Annotated in this window: 15 protein-coding genes and 5 tRNA genes; 12 read left to right on the top strand and 8 right to left on the bottom strand. The window is 54.6% G+C overall.

Annotated features, from left to right (window positions below; genetic code table 11):
* Positions 1 to 114 precede the first annotated feature (114 nt).
* The 12 genes from csrA (at position 115) to H7R56_RS05830 (ending at position 6974) form a co-directional block, all read left to right on the top strand.
* Entirely contained in the window at positions 115 to 300 is a 186-nt protein-coding gene (gene csrA / locus H7R56_RS05775) for a carbon storage regulator CsrA (RefSeq protein WP_000906486.1), read from the top strand.
* Positions 301 to 618: 318 nt separating this feature from the next.
* Positions 619 to 711, top strand: a tRNA-Ser gene (locus H7R56_RS05780).
* A gap of 3 nt (positions 712 to 714) precedes the next feature.
* A tRNA-Arg gene (locus tag H7R56_RS05785) sits at positions 715 to 791 on the top strand.
* Between the two features lie 91 nt (positions 792 to 882).
* Positions 883 to 959 (top strand) — tRNA-Arg (locus tag H7R56_RS05790).
* A gap of 194 nt (positions 960 to 1153) precedes the next feature.
* Positions 1154 to 1230 (top strand) — tRNA-Arg (locus H7R56_RS05795).
* A 32-nt stretch (positions 1231 to 1262) separates the two neighbouring features.
* Positions 1263 to 1339: transfer RNA gene (locus tag H7R56_RS05800), tRNA-Arg, on the top strand.
* 140 nt (positions 1340 to 1479) lie between these two features.
* Positions 1480 to 1794 (top strand): BON domain-containing protein, encoded by a 315-nt coding sequence (locus H7R56_RS05805; RefSeq protein WP_106928311.1) that lies wholly within the window; start codon positions 1480 to 1482, stop codon positions 1792 to 1794.
* Positions 1795 to 1915: 121 nt separating this feature from the next.
* Positions 1916 to 2482 carry a fructose-1-phosphate/6-phosphogluconate phosphatase gene (gene yqaB / locus H7R56_RS05810; RefSeq protein ID WP_106928313.1) on the top strand — a complete coding sequence of 189 codons (567 nt, stop codon included), beginning with the start codon at positions 1916 to 1918 and terminating at the stop codon, positions 2480 to 2482.
* The gene (locus H7R56_RS05815) at positions 2479 to 2907 is read left to right on the top strand and encodes a YqaA family protein (RefSeq protein WP_106928315.1); all 429 of its coding nucleotides are present in this window, start codon (positions 2479 to 2481) and stop codon (positions 2905 to 2907) included. The genes yqaB and H7R56_RS05815 overlap by 4 nt, the downstream gene beginning before the upstream one ends.
* An 81-nt stretch (positions 2908 to 2988) precedes the next feature.
* A complete protein-coding gene (gshA, locus tag H7R56_RS05820; protein WP_106928317.1) occupies positions 2989 to 4533 on the top strand; it encodes a glutamate--cysteine ligase in 1545 nt (514 codons plus the stop codon).
* 258 nt (positions 4534 to 4791) lie between these two features.
* Positions 4792 to 5307 (top strand): S-ribosylhomocysteine lyase, encoded by a 516-nt coding sequence (gene luxS / locus H7R56_RS05825; RefSeq protein WP_106928319.1) that lies wholly within the window; start codon positions 4792 to 4794, stop codon positions 5305 to 5307.
* A gap of 302 nt (positions 5308 to 5609) precedes the next feature.
* Positions 5610 to 6974 carry a glycoside-pentoside-hexuronide (GPH):cation symporter gene (locus tag H7R56_RS05830; protein WP_106928321.1) on the top strand — a complete coding sequence of 455 codons (1365 nt, stop codon included), beginning with the start codon at positions 5610 to 5612 and terminating at the stop codon, positions 6972 to 6974.
* Positions 6975 to 7035: 61 nt separating this feature from the next.
* On the opposite strand, the gene emrB is transcribed toward H7R56_RS05830, so the two are convergent.
* From emrB to H7R56_RS05870, 8 genes are all read right to left on the bottom strand, one after another.
* Complete coding sequence (gene emrB, locus H7R56_RS05835; RefSeq protein ID WP_106928323.1) at positions 7036 to 8574, bottom strand: multidrug efflux MFS transporter permease subunit EmrB; 1539 nt, start codon at positions 8572 to 8574, stop codon at positions 7036 to 7038.
* 16 nt (positions 8575 to 8590) lie between these two features.
* Positions 8591 to 9763, bottom strand: a complete 1173-nt coding sequence (emrA, locus tag H7R56_RS05840; RefSeq protein WP_106928325.1) for a multidrug efflux MFS transporter periplasmic adaptor subunit EmrA — start codon at positions 9761 to 9763, stop codon at positions 8591 to 8593.
* 110 nt (positions 9764 to 9873) lie between these two features.
* Positions 9874 to 10404, bottom strand: a complete 531-nt coding sequence (gene mprA, locus H7R56_RS05845; protein WP_106928327.1) for a transcriptional repressor MprA — start codon at positions 10402 to 10404, stop codon at positions 9874 to 9876.
* 135 nt (positions 10405 to 10539) lie between these two features.
* Complete coding sequence (locus H7R56_RS05850; protein ID WP_106928329.1) at positions 10540 to 11721, bottom strand: MFS transporter; 1182 nt, start codon at positions 11719 to 11721, stop codon at positions 10540 to 10542.
* Positions 11722 to 11987: 266 nt separating this feature from the next.
* On the bottom strand, positions 11988 to 12983 hold the full coding sequence (proX, locus tag H7R56_RS05855) for a glycine betaine/L-proline ABC transporter substrate-binding protein ProX (RefSeq protein WP_106928332.1): 996 nt from the start codon (positions 12981 to 12983) through the stop codon (positions 11988 to 11990).
* A gap of 62 nt (positions 12984 to 13045) precedes the next feature.
* The gene (gene proW / locus H7R56_RS05860) at positions 13046 to 14107 is read right to left on the bottom strand and encodes a glycine betaine/L-proline ABC transporter permease ProW (RefSeq protein WP_106928334.1); all 1062 of its coding nucleotides are present in this window, start codon (positions 14105 to 14107) and stop codon (positions 13046 to 13048) included.
* Positions 14100 to 15305, bottom strand: coding sequence for a glycine betaine/L-proline ABC transporter ATP-binding protein ProV (gene proV / locus H7R56_RS05865; RefSeq protein WP_106928336.1), 1206 nt, complete (start codon positions 15303 to 15305; stop codon positions 14100 to 14102). Before proV ends, proW begins: the two co-directional genes overlap by 8 nt.
* A gap of 411 nt (positions 15306 to 15716) precedes the next feature.
* Positions 15717 to 16148 carry a carboxymuconolactone decarboxylase family protein gene (locus tag H7R56_RS05870; protein WP_106928338.1) on the bottom strand — a complete coding sequence of 144 codons (432 nt, stop codon included), beginning with the start codon at positions 16146 to 16148 and terminating at the stop codon, positions 15717 to 15719.
* Between the last annotated feature and the right edge of the window lie 43 nt (positions 16149 to 16191).

Raw genomic sequence — 16191 nt, forward strand, 5'->3', positions numbered from 1 at the left:
GCCGTGACTGCTTACACATAAGGTGTTTGTCATCGCTGACCTTTTGGCGTTATATGATGGAGAATGCCGGGATACAGAGAGACCCGACTCATTTAATCTTTCAAGGAGCAAAGAATGCTGATTCTGACTCGTCGAGTTGGTGAGACCCTCATGATCGGAGATGAGGTCACTGTGACAGTTTTAGGAGTGAAGGGTAACCAGGTGCGCATCGGCGTAAATGCCCCGAAAGAAGTCTCTGTCCACCGTGAAGAGATCTACCAGCGTATCCAGGCTGAAAAATCCCAGCAGTCCAGTTACTAAGTTCTCGCGTCTCACCCAGCGGGTGAGACGCAACTCCCGCCGTTTTTCCCGTTTTATCTTCTGCGTCAGCCCTTTTTTCTTCTGTTCTCTCCCTTAGCGCCATTTTTTCGTATTGCCGTTTTGCGGCCGTAATCGCGTTTTATCTGTTGATAAAACGCCCGTTCTGCTTTTTTTAACGCCTGATTGTCTGTGAAATGTGCAAACGAAAAAAATCTGCGGAAAATTGTTTGACTTATAAGTCCCAGAAAGTAATATGTGCGCCACACAGCGACGATGAGCAGAAACAAGTTCTTCGAAGCACTCGCAAGAGGTGTTGTTGGTGAGGTGGCCGAGAGGCTGAAGGCGCTCCCCTGCTAAGGGAGTATGCGGTCAAAAGCTGCATCCGGGGTTCGAATCCCCGCCTCACCGCCATTTGCATCCGTAGCTCAGCTGGATAGAGTACTCGGCTACGAACCGAGCGGTCGGAGGTTCGAATCCTCCCGGATGCACCATCTTCTCTGAGATAACGCATTAGCGTTGTAACAGAAAACAGATAGCGCTTTAGCAGCGGTATCGAATCTGCAGTAAAGTAAGTTTCCCGATGCATCCGTAGCTCAGCTGGATAGAGTACTCGGCTACGAACCGAGCGGTCGGAGGTTCGAATCCTCCCGGATGCACCATATTCTCCGGAATAGCAGCTACGCTGTTGTTTCAAGGTCTGCGAGATGATCGCTAGCACCAGGGAGAATAGCGTTGCTTTAGCAACGACCCGTAGGGCGAGGCGCAGCCGAGTAATCCTCCCGGATGCACCATCTCTTACTTGATGTCGCTTTCTTAGCGGTATCAATATCGGCAGTAAAGCAAGTTTCCCGATGCATCCGTAGCTCAGCTGGATAGAGTACTCGGCTACGAACCGAGCGGTCGGAGGTTCGAATCCTCCCGGATGCACCATCTCTTGTTTTCTCCAATCTGGTTTTACCGATGCATCCGTAGCTCAGCTGGATAGAGTACTCGGCTACGAACCGAGCGGTCGGAGGTTCGAATCCTCCCGGATGCACCATCTTCTCCGTAGTTCCCTCTCTGTTTTTTTCATCGTAAAATCTTCTTCACGCTTTTCCCATTGGCAACCCATTCTTTCCTCTATAATTTATCCTTGTATACGCCTTTATCCTGGTGACATGACTGCAAGGAGAGAAATCCATGAAATGGTTCAAGGCAACGTCAGCGTTTTGCGCTGCGCTTTTGGTGGCTATCTCGTTGTCCGGCTGTGCTGGCTCGTCAACGAAAGAAAGCACCGGTGGCTATATTGACGATACGGTGATCACCACAAAGGTTAAAACGGCGCTGTTCAGCGATAAAAACATCAAATCGAGTGAGATCAACGTGCAGACCTTTAAAGGTCGCGTACAGCTAAGCGGCTTTGTGTCATCCTCTGCGGATGCCAAACGTGCGGTCGAAGTTACCCGACGGGTTCAGGGCGTACGAGTAGTTGAAAACGATATGCAAATTAAATAATCCGCAGCGAGCGGTAGCGATAAGGCGCCGGAGAGCGCCTTTGTTGTTCCTGCGGCTAACAGCGACAACCATCCCTATTTACGATAAAGTAACGTCACATTATCCGACGGGTGAGAAGACGATGTACGAACGCTATGCTGGATTGATTTTTGATATGGACGGCACCATTCTGGATACAGAGCCCACGCATCGTAAGGCCTGGCGTGAGGTTTTGGGTCGTTATGGAATGCGTTTTGACGAACAGGCGATGGTCGCGCTTAACGGTTCGCCAACATGGCGGATTGCGCAGGCGATTATTGACAGTCATCAGGCCGATCTGGATCCCCATCTTCTCGCTCGCGAAAAAACCGATGCGGTGAAATCCATGCTGCTCGATTCTGTGACACCGCTGCCGCTTATTGAAGTCGTGAAAGCGTGGCACGGCCGTCGGCCTATGGCCGTTGGTACCGGCAGCGAAAGCGCGGTGGCCGAGGCGCTGCTCGCGCACCTCGGGCTGCGTCACTATTTCGATGCCGTTGTCGCCGCCGATCACGTTAAGCTGCATAAGCCCGCACCGGACACGTTCTTACTGTGCGCGGAGCGGATGGGCGTGGCGCCGGAACGCTGCATCGTGTTTGAAGACGCCGATTTTGGCCTTCAGGCTGCTGCCGCTGCGGGGATGGACGCCGTCGACGTACGCCTGCTGTGAATGAACTTCTGGCGCTGGGATCGCTGCTGGCAAGCAGCTTCCTCAGCGCGACGCTGCTGCCGGGGAACTCTGAAGCCGTGCTGGTCGGGCTGCTGCTTGCGGGCGCGAGTAAGCCATGGCTTCTGGTAGTAATAGCAACAATGGGTAATAGCCTTGGCGGGGCTACTAACGTTATTCTTGGTCGTTTTTTTCCATTACGCAAAACATCGCGTTGGCAGGAAAAAGCAGTGGGATGGCTGCGCCGCTACGGCGCGGCTACGTTGCTGCTGAGCTGGATGCCCGTTATCGGTGATTTGCTGTGCCTGCTCGCAGGCTGGATGCGCATATCCTGGGGACCGGTACTCTTTTTTTTATGCCTGGGTAAGGCGCTGCGCTATATCGCAGTGGCGGCGCTGACGCTGCAAGGCATGACGTGGTGGCACTAATTGGATGGCTTGTGGAGCAGTCCTCATCTCCACGATGACAATTATGCTTAATAACATGAATTCGACAGGCGGGAGGTCAATTTGATCCCGGACGTATCACAGGCGCTGACCTGGCTGGAAAAACACCCTCAGGCTCTTGAAGGGATCCAGCGCGGTCTTGAGCGCGAAACCCTACGCGTTAATGCAGACGGTTCTCTGGCAACAACCGGTCATCCGGAGGCGCTGGGCGCCACGCTGACCCACAAATGGATCACTACCGACTTCGCTGAAGCGCTGCTGGAGTTTATTACTCCGGTCGACGGCGATATCAATCACATGCTGACGTTCCTGCGCGACGTGCATCGTCATACTGCACGCCAGCTGGGCGACGAGCGCATGTGGCCGCTGAGCATGCCGTGCTACATCGCACCGGGTCAGGATATTGAGCTGGCACAGTACGGTACGTCTAACATCGGCCGTCTGAAAACGCTGTACCGTGAAGGGCTGAAAAACCGCTACGGCGCGCTGATGCAGACCATCTCCGGGGTACACTACAATTTCTCGCTACCGATGGCATTCTGGCAGGCGAAATGCGGCGTACACGATAAAGAGGCCATTTCCGCCGGCTATTTCCGTCTGATTCGTAACTACTACCGTTTTGGCTGGGTGATTCCGTACCTGTTCGGGGCGTCTCCGGCAATCTGTTCCTCTTTCCTGCAGGGCAAGCCGACGACGCTGCCGTTTGAGAAAACCGACTGCGGCATGTACTACCTGCCGTATGCAACCTCGCTGCGTCTGAGCGATCTTGGCTATACCAATAAATCGCAAAGCAATCTCGGAATTACGTTTAACGAATTGCACGAGTATGTGGCAGGATTGAAGCGCGCGATTAAAACACCGTCTGAAGAATATGCGCGTATTGGTCTGGAGAAAGACGGCAAGCATCTGCAAATCAACAGCAACATTTTGCAGATTGAAAACGAACTGTATGCACCGATTCGCCCAAAACGTGTGACCCGCGATGGCGAAACCCCATCCGATGCGCTGCTGCGCGGCGGTATCGAATATATCGAAGTACGCTCGCTGGACATCAACCCGTTCTCACCGATTGGCGTGGACGAGCAGCAGATTCGCTTCCTCGACCTGTTTATGGTCTGGTGCGTGCTGGCCGATGCGCCGGAGATGAGCAGCGATGAGCTGCTGTGCACTCGCACTAACTGGAATCGCGTGATTCTGGAAGGGCGTAAGCCGGGGCTGACGCTGGGGATTGGCTGTGAAACGGCGCAGTTCCCGCTGACCAAAGTGGGTAAAGATTTGTTCCACGATCTGAAACGCGTAGCCCAGACTATGGACGGTATGAATGGCGGGACGGCGTATCAGAAAGTATGCGATGAACTGGTGGCCTGCTTTGATAATCCGGATTTAACCTTCTCGGCGCGCATTCTGCGTTCTATGCTTGATCAGGGCATTGGGGGGACCGGTAAGGCTCTGGCGGAACAGTACCGCACGATGCTGCGTGAAGAGCCGCTGGAGATTCTCAGCGAAGAGGATTTTGCCAACGAGCGGGATGCTTCAAGAGCGCGTCAGCGTCAGATTGAAGCTGCGGATAACGAATCGTTTGAAGCGCTGCTGGCAAGACACGCCTGATACAAAAGAAAAAGGCCACATCACTGTGGCCAAAATATACATCTCTGAATCAGGGATGATGATAACAAATGCGCGTCTTTCATATACTAAGACTGGCATGGGAACAAAGAGTTCAGTTTATTTTAAAAAAAATCACATTAACCTGAAGCAGAACGCGGCGTATTACAGAAAATTGATTCTATTCAAATGGTTATGTTGATAATCGGATAGAAAAAATTGCACGCCCGGGAGCATGAAGGTGATATCGGAGGTTACGAAATGCCGTTGTTAGATAGCTTCACAGTCGATCATACCCGTATGGAAGCCCCAGCCGTTCGCGTTGCGAAGAAAATGAACACGCCGCACGGCGATGCGATCACCGTTTTTGATCTGCGTTTTTGTGTGCCGAACAAAGAAGTGATGCCGGAAAGAGGGATCCATACCCTGGAGCACCTGTTTGCGGGCTTTATGCGCGATCATCTGAACGGTAACGGCGTTGAGATTATCGACATTTCTCCGATGGGCTGCCGTACCGGTTTCTACATGAGCCTGATCGGTACGCCGGACGAGCAGCGCGTTGCGGATGCCTGGAAAGCGGCGATGGCTGACGTGCTGAAGGTGAAGGATCAAAACCAGATCCCAGAGCTGAACGTGTATCAGTGCGGTACCTACGAAATGCACTCCCTGAGCGAAGCGCAGGACATTGCCCGTCATATTATCGAACGCGACGTTCGTATCAACAGCAATGATGAACTGGCGCTGCCGAAAGAAAAACTGCAGGAACTGCACATCTAGTTTCTGTTGGTATCGATAATATCGAGCCCCTGCGCGAGCGCAGGGGCTTTTTTATGCGCGAAAGCATATTCATAAATAAAATAATAAAAATAGAAGATAGTTATTTTATGTATTTATCTGAGGCGGAAGGCGCGCGCAGAAAATAAAATCTCTCTTTAATAGTGGGATTAAGATAAATATCGATCACATAAAATGAAAAACATAATCAGTTAGCCGAAAAACATAATAGATCCTGTTCCTGAATGCGTAAAAAATAGCGCCTGTTGAAATCGGTTGCATTCGCTAAAAATACAGGAGTTTATATGTCTTCAGGGGATAGGATCTCTATTAAGGAAAAAATTGGCTATAGCCTGGGAGATGCCGCCAGTCATATCGTGTTTGACTCATCGGTTGCTATTCTGGCTTATTTCTACACCGATATTTATGGTTTGCCGCCGGCGGTGATGGGCACCATGTTCCTGCTGGTGCGCCTGCTGGATGCGATAACCGATCCCATCATGGGGGCGATTGCCGATGCCACCTCGACGCGCTGGGGGCGCTTCCGCCCGTGGCTGCTGGCTATCTGCATCCCGTTTGCGGTCAGCTGCGTACTGGTTTACTCCATCCCGTCATTCTCCGACACCGGGAAGGTGGTTTATGCGGTGGTGGCGTATATCTTTATGACGCTGATGTACACCGCCATTAATATCCCTTACTGCTCGTTGGGCGCAGCGATTACTGCCGATCCGCGTGAAAACCTGTCGCTGCAGTCGTGGCGCTTTGCGATAACGCCTATCGGCGGCGCGCTAGGGACTGCGCTGATTCTACCGCTGGCGGATTTCCTCTATCCGGGTGACCGCGCTACCGGTATTCAGGTGTCGATGGCGCTGTTCGGGGTGATAGGCTGCCTGATGTTCATCGTCTGTTTCTTTACAACCAAAGAGCGCGTGCAGCCGGTGAAAGAGGAGAACCTGAACATCGTGCGCGACGTGAAGATTCTGTTCAAAAACGATCAGTGGCTGATTATGTCGGTCTACAACTTCATGATGCTGGTGGCCGTGGTGCTGCGCGGCGGCGCGGTGGTGTACTACATTAATACGGTGCTGAATAAAGGCTCGGATATCATCACGCTGTTTATGCTGGGCGGTATGTTCGCATCAATGGCTGGCTCCGTTCTTGCTAAACCCTTTGGCACCCGCTTCTGCAAGGTAAAACTGTCTTTCTGGATCAACCTGCTGATTGCGGTATTCGGCGTACTATGCTTCTTTATGCCGCCGGAGTTATGGATTGTCGTGCTGTTAATTCATTTGATTATTATGCTGATCCAGGGCGGCAACGGCGCGCTGCAGTGGTCAATGATTACTGATGCAAATAATTATGGTGAATGGAAAACGCAGCGACGAATTACAGGTATGAATGTGGCAGCCAATATATTTGTGATTAAGCTGGGCGTCGCCGTTGGCGGAGCGGTATTAGGTTGGGTACTGGCTTATTTCCATTATGAATCTAACGTTGCCGTACAGTCGGCGTCGGCGGCGCAAGGTGTCATGCTGCTATTTACGCTGGTGCCGGCTCTCTTTTATGTCCTCACGGCATTTTCCATTAAATTCTATGGGCTCAATGAAAGCCGAATGAACCATATTGTGGACGACCTTAAACAAGGGGCATTCGCGAACTCATCGCATTAATCTTCCGTCGCCTGACGCGACAGGGCAAAAAAAAGCCAGCTCAACCGAGCTGGCTTTTTAACTAGTGAGCGCCTCCGCCCCCGCCCCCGGCGCCAAACGGCGGCCTGGCAAACCACACCAGCCCCAGGAGCACGAGGAAGATCCCCGCTGAAATCCAGAAGATTTCGTTGGCCGAAACAATCAGCCCCTGGTTGGTGATCTGCTGGGCTATCCAGCCGGAAGCCTGCTGCTGCGTCATCCCCATACCCTGTAGCTGATCGTACATCTGCTGGGCGTTAGGGTTAAACGGCGTTACCGACTCCGTTAGCTGCGCATGGTGCATGGCTTCGCGGTTGGTCCAAAGCGTTGTGGTAATTGACGTCCCGATGGAGCCCGCCAGCGTACGCGTGAAGTTCGACAGGCTCGAGGCGGCCGCCAGACGCTCGGGCGGTAGCCCGGAAAGCGTGATGGTGGTCAGCGGCATGAAGAAGCATGCCACGGCAAAGCCCTGAATAAACTGCGGCCACGCCGACGCACCGAAGTCCATTCCCGGTTCGAAGGTGTAGGCGCGCCAGTAGAAGCACACGGCGTACATAATAAAACTGAAGGTCACCAGACGGCGCATATCCAGCTTATGGGCAAAGCGGCCGATAATCGGCGACAGAATCACGGGGATCACCCCGACCGGTGCCGATGCCAGACCGGCCCAGGTCGCGGTATAGCCGTAGACCTCCTGCAATAGCTGCGGCAGTAAAACGATCGCGCCGAAGTAGAGCATATAGGCCAGGCTGATACACAAGCAGCCGATGGTGAAGTTTCGCGACTTAAACAACGACAAATCGACAATCGGGTTATCGTCGGTCAGCTCCCAGACAATCAGGAAGCTCAGCGATATCACCGCGACGATGGTCAGAACGATGATCTCGGTCGAGTTAAACCAGTCGAGTTCTTTACCCTGGTCAAGCATCACCTGCAGACTACCGATCCCGAGCACCAGCAGCGCCAGGCCCACGCCGTCGATACGGCGCTGTTCGGTTCGCGTTTCGCGCCCGCGTAGGGTCTGGAGGCTTAATAGCACGACCACCGCGCCGATGGGCACGTTGATAAAGAAGATCCAGCCCCAGTGATAGTTATCGCTGATGTAGCCGCCGAGAATTGGCCCGCAGATAGGCGCAACGATGACCGTCATCGACCACAGCGCCAGCGCAATAGAGCGCTTGGCTGGCGGATAGTTACTCAGCAGCAGACTCTGCGACAGTGGGATCAACGGCCCGGCAACAATCCCCTGAATAACGCGGAAGAAGATCAGCATGCTAAGGCTGTTGGACATCCCGCACGCCCATGACGCAATGACAAAGGCGACGGTTGACCACAGGAACAGCTTCACCTCACCGACGCGCTTTGCCAGCCAGCCGGTAATCGGAATGGAAATGGCGTTAGCGACCCCAAACGAGGTGATGACCCACGTCCCCTGGCTCAGCGATGAGCCAAGGTTCCCGGCAATGGTGGGGATGGCCACGTTAGCGATGGTGGAGTCCAGCACCTGCATGAAGGTAGCCAGCGACAGCGCAATGGTCATAATGACCAGCTGCGCGCCTTCCAGCGGTTTTTGCTGTTGCATTACGCGCACCCCAGCATTAGTTGGCGTTGGCCTGAACGATATCGTTAATCAGCTTGTTAACCGGATCGAGGCTGATTTCACGCGCGTTGCTCTCGTATGCCGGGCTGTTACGAATCTGGTTGGCCAGAATTTGTCCGTCGCGGTTGGACGTGTCTACTTTCACCAGCGTAGACAGGCCGATACGCAGCGGGTGTTTCGCCAGCTGGTCGGCATCCAGTTCGATACGTACCGGCAGACGCTGCACGACCTTGATCCAGTTACCGGTGGCGTTCTGCGCCGGCAGCAGGGAGAAGGCGCTACCGGTACCCATATCGAGGCCGACAACTTTCCCGGTGTACTTCACGTCATCGCCGTAGATGTCGCTGATCACGGTGACCGGCTGACCAATACGCATATGGGCCAGCTGGGTCTCTTTAAAGTTCGCGTCGACCCACAGGTTATTGGCCGGCACCACCGCCATCAGCGGCGTGGTTGGGCTAATCTGTGCGCCAGGCTGAACGGAGCGACGAGAGACGTAGCCGCTCATCGGGCTGACGATTTTGGTACGCTGCAGGGCAAGCCATGCATTACGGACTTCCGTCGCCGCCTGACGCACGGTCGGCTGCTCTTCCAGTTTCGTTCCCAGGATCATCGCCTGGTTAGCGTTGTACTGCTGGATAGCGACGTCGAGAGCCGCCTGCGCGCTGGTGACCGCATCTTTCGCGTGCTGCAGCTCTTCGCGGCCGATCAGGTTGGCGTTACCCAGTGGGATACGACGGTTGAGGTCGGTCTGCGCCTGCGCCAGCGTCGTTTTACGGATATCGATATTGGCCTGCAGCTGTTTGTTGTTGATCATCAACTGGCGCATCTGACGCACGCTGGAAGCCAGCGCCGTCTGCGCTTTTTCAAACGCCTGCTGAGCATCGGTCTGATCGAGCGTGACCAGAACATCACCCTGCTGGATATAGTCGGTGTTGTCGGCCCAGACTTTCGTCACGCTGCCGGACACCTGCGACATGATTTGAACCTGGTTCCCTGCCACGTATGCGTCATCGGTTTCTTCGAAGTGACGCAGTACCAAAAACCAGTAGGCCCCGTAGGCCACGGCAATAATAACAAAGAGCAAGGTCAACAAGACGAGGGCGCGTTTGCGTTTGCCTTTCTTGTTGGCGGGTTGCTGCGGGGTTTGAGTCTCCGCATTTGCGCTCATGTGATTCTCCACATTCTTATTATTAATATCGGCGACGCCGACCTGTTTACCAGAAAGGCCAGCAGGGGTTATCTGCTGGCCTGTTTGTTTTCATTGTTATCGCGGTAGTATCAGCGCAGGGCGTCAAGTACTGAGCCGTCCTCTTCCATCTGATCCAGACGAGTAAGAAGTTTGCGGGTGATATGTTCGAGCTGATCTTTCTCGGCCGGGCTAAGCGACGACCAGAGCTGATGCAGGCAGTGATGCTGCGGTGGCAGAACTTCGTTCAGGAACTCACGACCTTTGTCGGTCAGCTGCAGATGCAGGCAGCGACGATCGTTGTCACTTTCACGACGTTCAATCCAGCCGCGCTTTTCCAGCTCATCGGCGATGCGGGTCGCGTTAGTACGCGATGACCCCAGCGCACAGCTGAGCTCGGAAGGCTGAATACTGTGGTTTTCTTGAGACTCCAGCGTGATTAGCGCCATAAACAACGTCTCGTTAATCCCTTGAGCTTTCAGCATTTTATTGCGGTTATCCAGCAGCTTACCCTGCATGTGCATGCAAAGGCGTGTCAGAAGAATTTCCTGGAAAGGAAACTCTTCGCAGCGGCTGGCGCGAAATTTCAGCATTTGTTCAATGGGCGTAAACGAACTATCCATCTGGGCATTACCTCATTAGTTACAGTCGATATAGTAACGATGGTGACAAATAAAGTAAATGAATTAATGCCCGTAATTTATGTGATTTACCTATGACATAGAGATGCTGTATACGTAACGCTCATCGCATTTGTGTTATTCGGCTTCCTGACGGTGATAGCCCCACCACCAGACCAGCAGGTTAGCGAGAGAGATTGCTGCACCCGCCGCACATACGCCGGCCCAGCCTGCGTGCTGCCAGGCCGCAGCGGAAAGCAGCGACCCGGCCGCGCCGCCGATAAAGTAGCTGGTCATGTAGCCCGCGGTCAGACGGTTACGGGCATCGGGCTGCACGCGATAGATGACCGTCTGGTTAGTGATATGCACGCCTTGTACCATCAGGTCGAGCACCAGAATACCGACGATCAGCGCGATAGCGGAGGTGTGACCGTACCAGATAGCCACCCAGGAAAGCAGCAGTAGCAACAGGCCCCAGGTGGTGGTCAGGTGCGCTTTGCCCTTATCCGCCAGCCCGCCGACCGGACGTGCGCCCAGCGCGCCAGCCGCGCCCGCCAGCCCGAACAGCCCGATAGCCCCTTCCGAGTAGTTGAACGGCGCGCCGGAGAGCAGGAACGCCATCGAGGTCCAGAGAATGCTGAAGTTGGCAAAGGTCAGACAGCCGAGGATAGCACGGGTGCGCAGCAGCTTATCGCGGGCAAAAAGGCTGAAGATAGAGCCCAGCAGCTGCGGGTAATTGAGATGCGTCTCCTGCTTGAGTTTCGGCAGGCCGCGCCACAGGGCAAAGGCCAGCAGCACCATCAGCACGGCGGCAACCCAGTAGACGGTACGCCAGCCGCCCAGATTCGCCAGCAGGCCAGCAACGGTTCGCGCCAGCAAAATGCCGAGCAGCAGCCCGCTCATCACCGTGCCGACGACCTTACCGCGCTTTTCCGGCGAAGCAAGGGTTGCCGCCATAGGCACCAGCAGCTGGGCAACGACGGAGAATAGCCCGGTAAGTGCGGTGCCAAGGATCATCATGGCCGGAGTGCTGCTGCTTGCGGTAATGAGCATTCCACCCGCCGCAAGCAGCGTCATGGTCACGATAAGCGAGCGACGTTCAAACATATCGCCCAGCGGCACCAGGAACAGCAGCCCGGCGGCATAGCCAAGCTGTGCGGCGGTAACGATGAACCCGGCCTGTCCTGCGCTAAGCGAAAAGTGGCGGGCAATGGTCTCCAGCAGCGGCTGCGCGTAGTAGTTGCTGGCAACGGCCAGGCCGGTGGCGACGGACATTAAGGCAATTAAGGCTGGGCTAAGCCCGTGGGCAGGTTTAGTCATAATGGCTGAAATGATTAAGAAAGAGAGAGTGATAATAACCAAAGGCGGGAAGGGCGGGGAAAATGTCGCGTAGCGGAATGTGCTTTTTGGCTACGGGGCCCTATCTTTCCGTAGGCCGGGTAAGCAAAGTGTCTGTAGGCCAGATAAGGCAAAGCCGCCATCCGGCAGTCGGAGGCGGCTCAGGTACATTCTCGGCATCGCCACACTCGGATGCTGCTTTATGCCGCCCCGAGTGGGCATGCCTGATGGCACGAGGCTGTTCAGGCCTACTTCTGCGCGGCCAGCGCCTCTTTTACCCAGCCGTCAAATACCTGCTGGTGAGCCTGAATCCAGCCATCAACCTGGCCCTGAACGTCGGCTTCTGAAGCCTTGCCGTCATGCATCATCGCGTTCTGTGCGTTAATGTCGGACAGCGGCAGCTTCATAATGGCAAACAGCTTCGCCGCCGCCGGGTTTTTCTCGGCCCAGGCCTTATTGGCGACGATATGCATAGTGCTTACCGGGAAGCCGTAGTTCGCGCCGTTAGCCAGCTTGGTGTCGATATTTTTCTGTACGCCCGGCAGGGAGGAGAACGGCACCTGCAGCCAGACCACGTCTTTCCCCGGTTTCAGCACGTCGCTCACCCAATACGGTGTCCAGGTATAGTAGATAATCGGCTTGCCTTCTTTAAAGCGGGTGATGGTATCGGCCATCATTGCCGCATAGTTGCCCTGATTATGCTCGACCGTTTTGGTCAGATCATAGGCATCCAGCTGATGATTAATCACCGCCTCACAGCCCCAGCCTGGGTTACAGCCGGTCAGATCGGCCTTACCGTTGCCGTTGGTATCGAACAGTTTGGCAATCTTCGGATCTTTAAGCTGCTCGATATTGGTAATGTGGTACTGGTCGGCGGTTTTCTTATCGATCAGATACCCCTGCGCCGCGCCGCCAACCAGCGTCCCTTCGCGGTAAAATTTCTTGTCACCGCCAGCCGCTGCATACATATCGTCATGCAGCGGTATCCAGTTGACGGCGGTAAAGGTCGCGTCGCCGGCGGCGATAGAGGTGTAGCCGACGTTGTAATCGACTTCGTTGGGTTTACTGACGGTGTAACCGAGCTTTTCCAGCGCGCGGCTGACCAGCAGCGTCTGGAACGTTTCTTCGGACAGGGTGCTCTGTACCGGCTGTACGGTCATGCCTTTCCCCGGCAGGTCGGCGGCAAAGGCGCTGGTGGAAACCAGCGTGGCAAACGCTGTCGCAAAAACAAATGAGTGTCGCATCGTTGTTCCTTTAATAGTGATAGTCGTGGAGCGTTGGCCCGCAGCGCAGGCCAACACGATGGTTACTTAGTGAAAGGGCGGAGCAGCAGACCCAGCGGGCCGGTGCTGTACCAGCGGCGATTGCCACGGCTGCGGGAGTCGCGGCCAACGGCCTGGGTCAGGCGGTCGAGAATGATGGCGAGGATAACGATCCCCACGCCGCCAACCGTTGCCAGCCCCATATCCAGACGGCCAATACCGCGCAGGACCATCTGGCCGAGACCGCCGACGGCGATCATGGAGGCGATCACGACCATTGACAGGGCCAGCATCAGCGTCTGGTTGACCCCCGCCATAATGGTCGGCATTGCCAGCGGCAGCTGCACTTTAAACAGCATCTGACGTGGGCTAGCGCCGAAGGATCGCGATGCCTCGATAAGATCTGCAGGCACCTGGTTAATTCCAAGAATGGTCAGGCGCACAATGGGCGGCAGGGCGAAGATAATCGTCACGACGACGCCCGGGACGTTACCAATACCGAACAGCATGACAATCGGCACCAGGTACACGAACGCGGGAGTCGTCTGCATGGCATCAAGCAGCGGACGAATAATCTTCGCCGCCCGCGGGCTTCGCGCCAGCCAGATACCGAGCGGCAGGCCGATTAACACACAGAACAGCAGCGCAGTGAGTACCAGTGCCAGCGTCACCATGGCCTGTGACCAGGCGCCAATCGCACCGATGGCAATCAGCGAGATAAAGGTCGCTACGCCCATGCCGAGGCTGGAGATCTGCCAGGCGATGAGGGCGAAAATCACAATCGCCACCGGTGCGGGCATTCCCAGCAGCAGCTGCTGGAAGGCGCTCAGAATATAGTCGACGGGAACGCGAATCCCCTGGAACAGCGGGCGGAAGTGCGTGACCACCCAGTCAATGCCGTGAGTCACCCAGCTATCGAGTGGAATCAGCGTCTTATGGAACGGATCCATAATATTAAAATGCTCAGCCTGCGGAGCGGGCGCGCTGTGCAGCCAGTCTGCGCTACCGCCGGACGGCGTCGATGCCGGAGAGCCCCAGGCGTCGGCAGAATTTGCCGCGCTGTCTGCGGCCGGTGTGGTATCCCACGGGTTAGATTGATCAGCCATTGTTGTTTGCCCCCTCGCGATCTAATGCCTGTAGCAGCATGCGTTTTGAAATCACGCCGACGTACTGCTGTTCTTCTCCCACCACCGGAACGGCGCAGGGCGCGTGGCCCACATGAGAGAGCAATTCGCTGAGCGGCGTCTGCGCATCAACGGCCAGAGGCTCGTCAATCAGCGCCGCGTCGATTCCCTGGTTAGCTTTTAACGCCTCTTTCAGGGAGTCGATGGAGACAATACCGACAAACTTATTTCCGCGTTCAATGACGTAGCCAAATTCGCGGTCATCATCCTGCAATAATTTCAGCGCGGAGCGTGGGCCAAAGCCCGGCGTTTTACGGATTAAGCCATCCGGATTACGACGTGCAATATCTTTGGCGCTAAACACCTGGCTAATATCCACACCGCGGAAGAAGGTGCGGACATAATCATTGGCCGGATTATTCAGAATTTCATCCGGAGTACCCACCTGAACGACTTCGCCATTTTGCATAATGGCAATGCGATCGCCAATTCGCATTGCTTCATCGAGATCGTGGGAAATAAATACCACGGTGCGCTGATGTTTCGCCTGTAATTTTACCAGCTCATCCTGCATCTCAGTACGAATTAAGGGATCGAGCGCCGAGAAGGCTTCATCCATTAATAGAATATCAGGGTTGATGGCCAGAGCACGCGCCAGACCGACGCGCTGTCGCATCCCGCCGGACAGTTCATCCGGATAAGCGTGCGCGTAGTTTTCGAGGCCCACCTGACGCAGGGCGTCCAGTGCTTTTTCCTGGCGCTCCTGTACCGGCACGCCCGCAAGGTCCATGCCGAATGCGGTGTTATCCAGCACGCTCATGTGCGGCATCAGCGCAAACGACTGGAATACCATGGCGATTTTTTTGCGGCGCACGTCGCGGAGCTCGGCGTCGGATATTTTGGCAATATCCACACCGTCAATCAGCACCTGACCGCGGGTGGGTTCAATCAGACGATTGAGAAGGCGTACCATGGTGGATTTGCCGGAGCCGGATAACCCCATGATGACAAATATCTCGCCTTCTTCAATGGCCAGACTGGCGTCTTTGACGCCAAGCGATAACCCTGTTTTTTCCAGAATTTGCTCTTTGCTGAAACCCTTCTCGATATATTTAAATGCTCGCTGTGGATGCTCGCCGAATATTTTATAAAGATTCTTAACTTCTAATTTAACTGCCATGCAATATGCGTTTTCCTGTTTTTAGTTTATGTCGATATGGTACCTGATGAGAATAATTACCTTTTTATACCCTAGCACATTCAGATGATGTGACAACCCTCAACCTGTTCTTATCAGAAATATCAGGCAGGGCGATCGTGCGCTCATTTCCCATGATATAAGGGCTGAGCCGCAAATTAGCGCCTGTTGATTTTTTTGTAAATTAAGCTGGAAAATTTGCAGGCGATCGGAAAAATGGCATGAATATTGTCGGAAAAATCACCGTGAATTAGCGTGAGTTATTTGTATGATCATGGCCGTTTGATAAGAAATATCCCGGCGAAAAATGTGGGCGTATATTGGCGAGGATTGAGGCATTATTTACAACGTCAAATCGCCCGTGAATGATGAATAGTCACGGGCGATTCTGGCTTACATCCGCATACCGACAGCCAGACGGTTAAAGGCGTTCATCAGGCTGATAGCAAAGGTCATATCGCTAATTTGTTCCGCGCTAAAATGCGCCAGCAGCGGCTGGTAGACGTCATCTTCGGCGTGTGTTTCGGCGATGTGCGTCAGATCTTCCGCCCAGGCCAGCGCGGCGCGTTCTGCATCGCTGAAGCGATCGCTCACTCTCCAGCCAGCTAGCGCGTCCAGCCTGGTCTGTTCCACACCGGCTTTGCGCAGCGCGTTGCTGTGCATCTCCAGGCAAAACGCGCAGCCGTTAATTTGTGACACCCGCAGGTACAGCAGCTCAAGCAGCGGGCGTTCCAGCATGCTCTTTTCCAGCGCGATGCTCGCCTGTACCAGCCCGGCATAGACCGCTGGGCTCAGTTCACTATAGGGTTGGCGTAGTGCAGTCATTGTCTTTCTCCTCGTTCAAGATGAGACAAAAATAGCACTATAA

Source organism: Klebsiella sp. WP3-W18-ESBL-02 (genome assembly GCF_014168815.1).
Lineage (GTDB): Bacteria > Pseudomonadota > Gammaproteobacteria > Enterobacterales > Enterobacteriaceae > Kluyvera > Kluyvera ascorbata_B.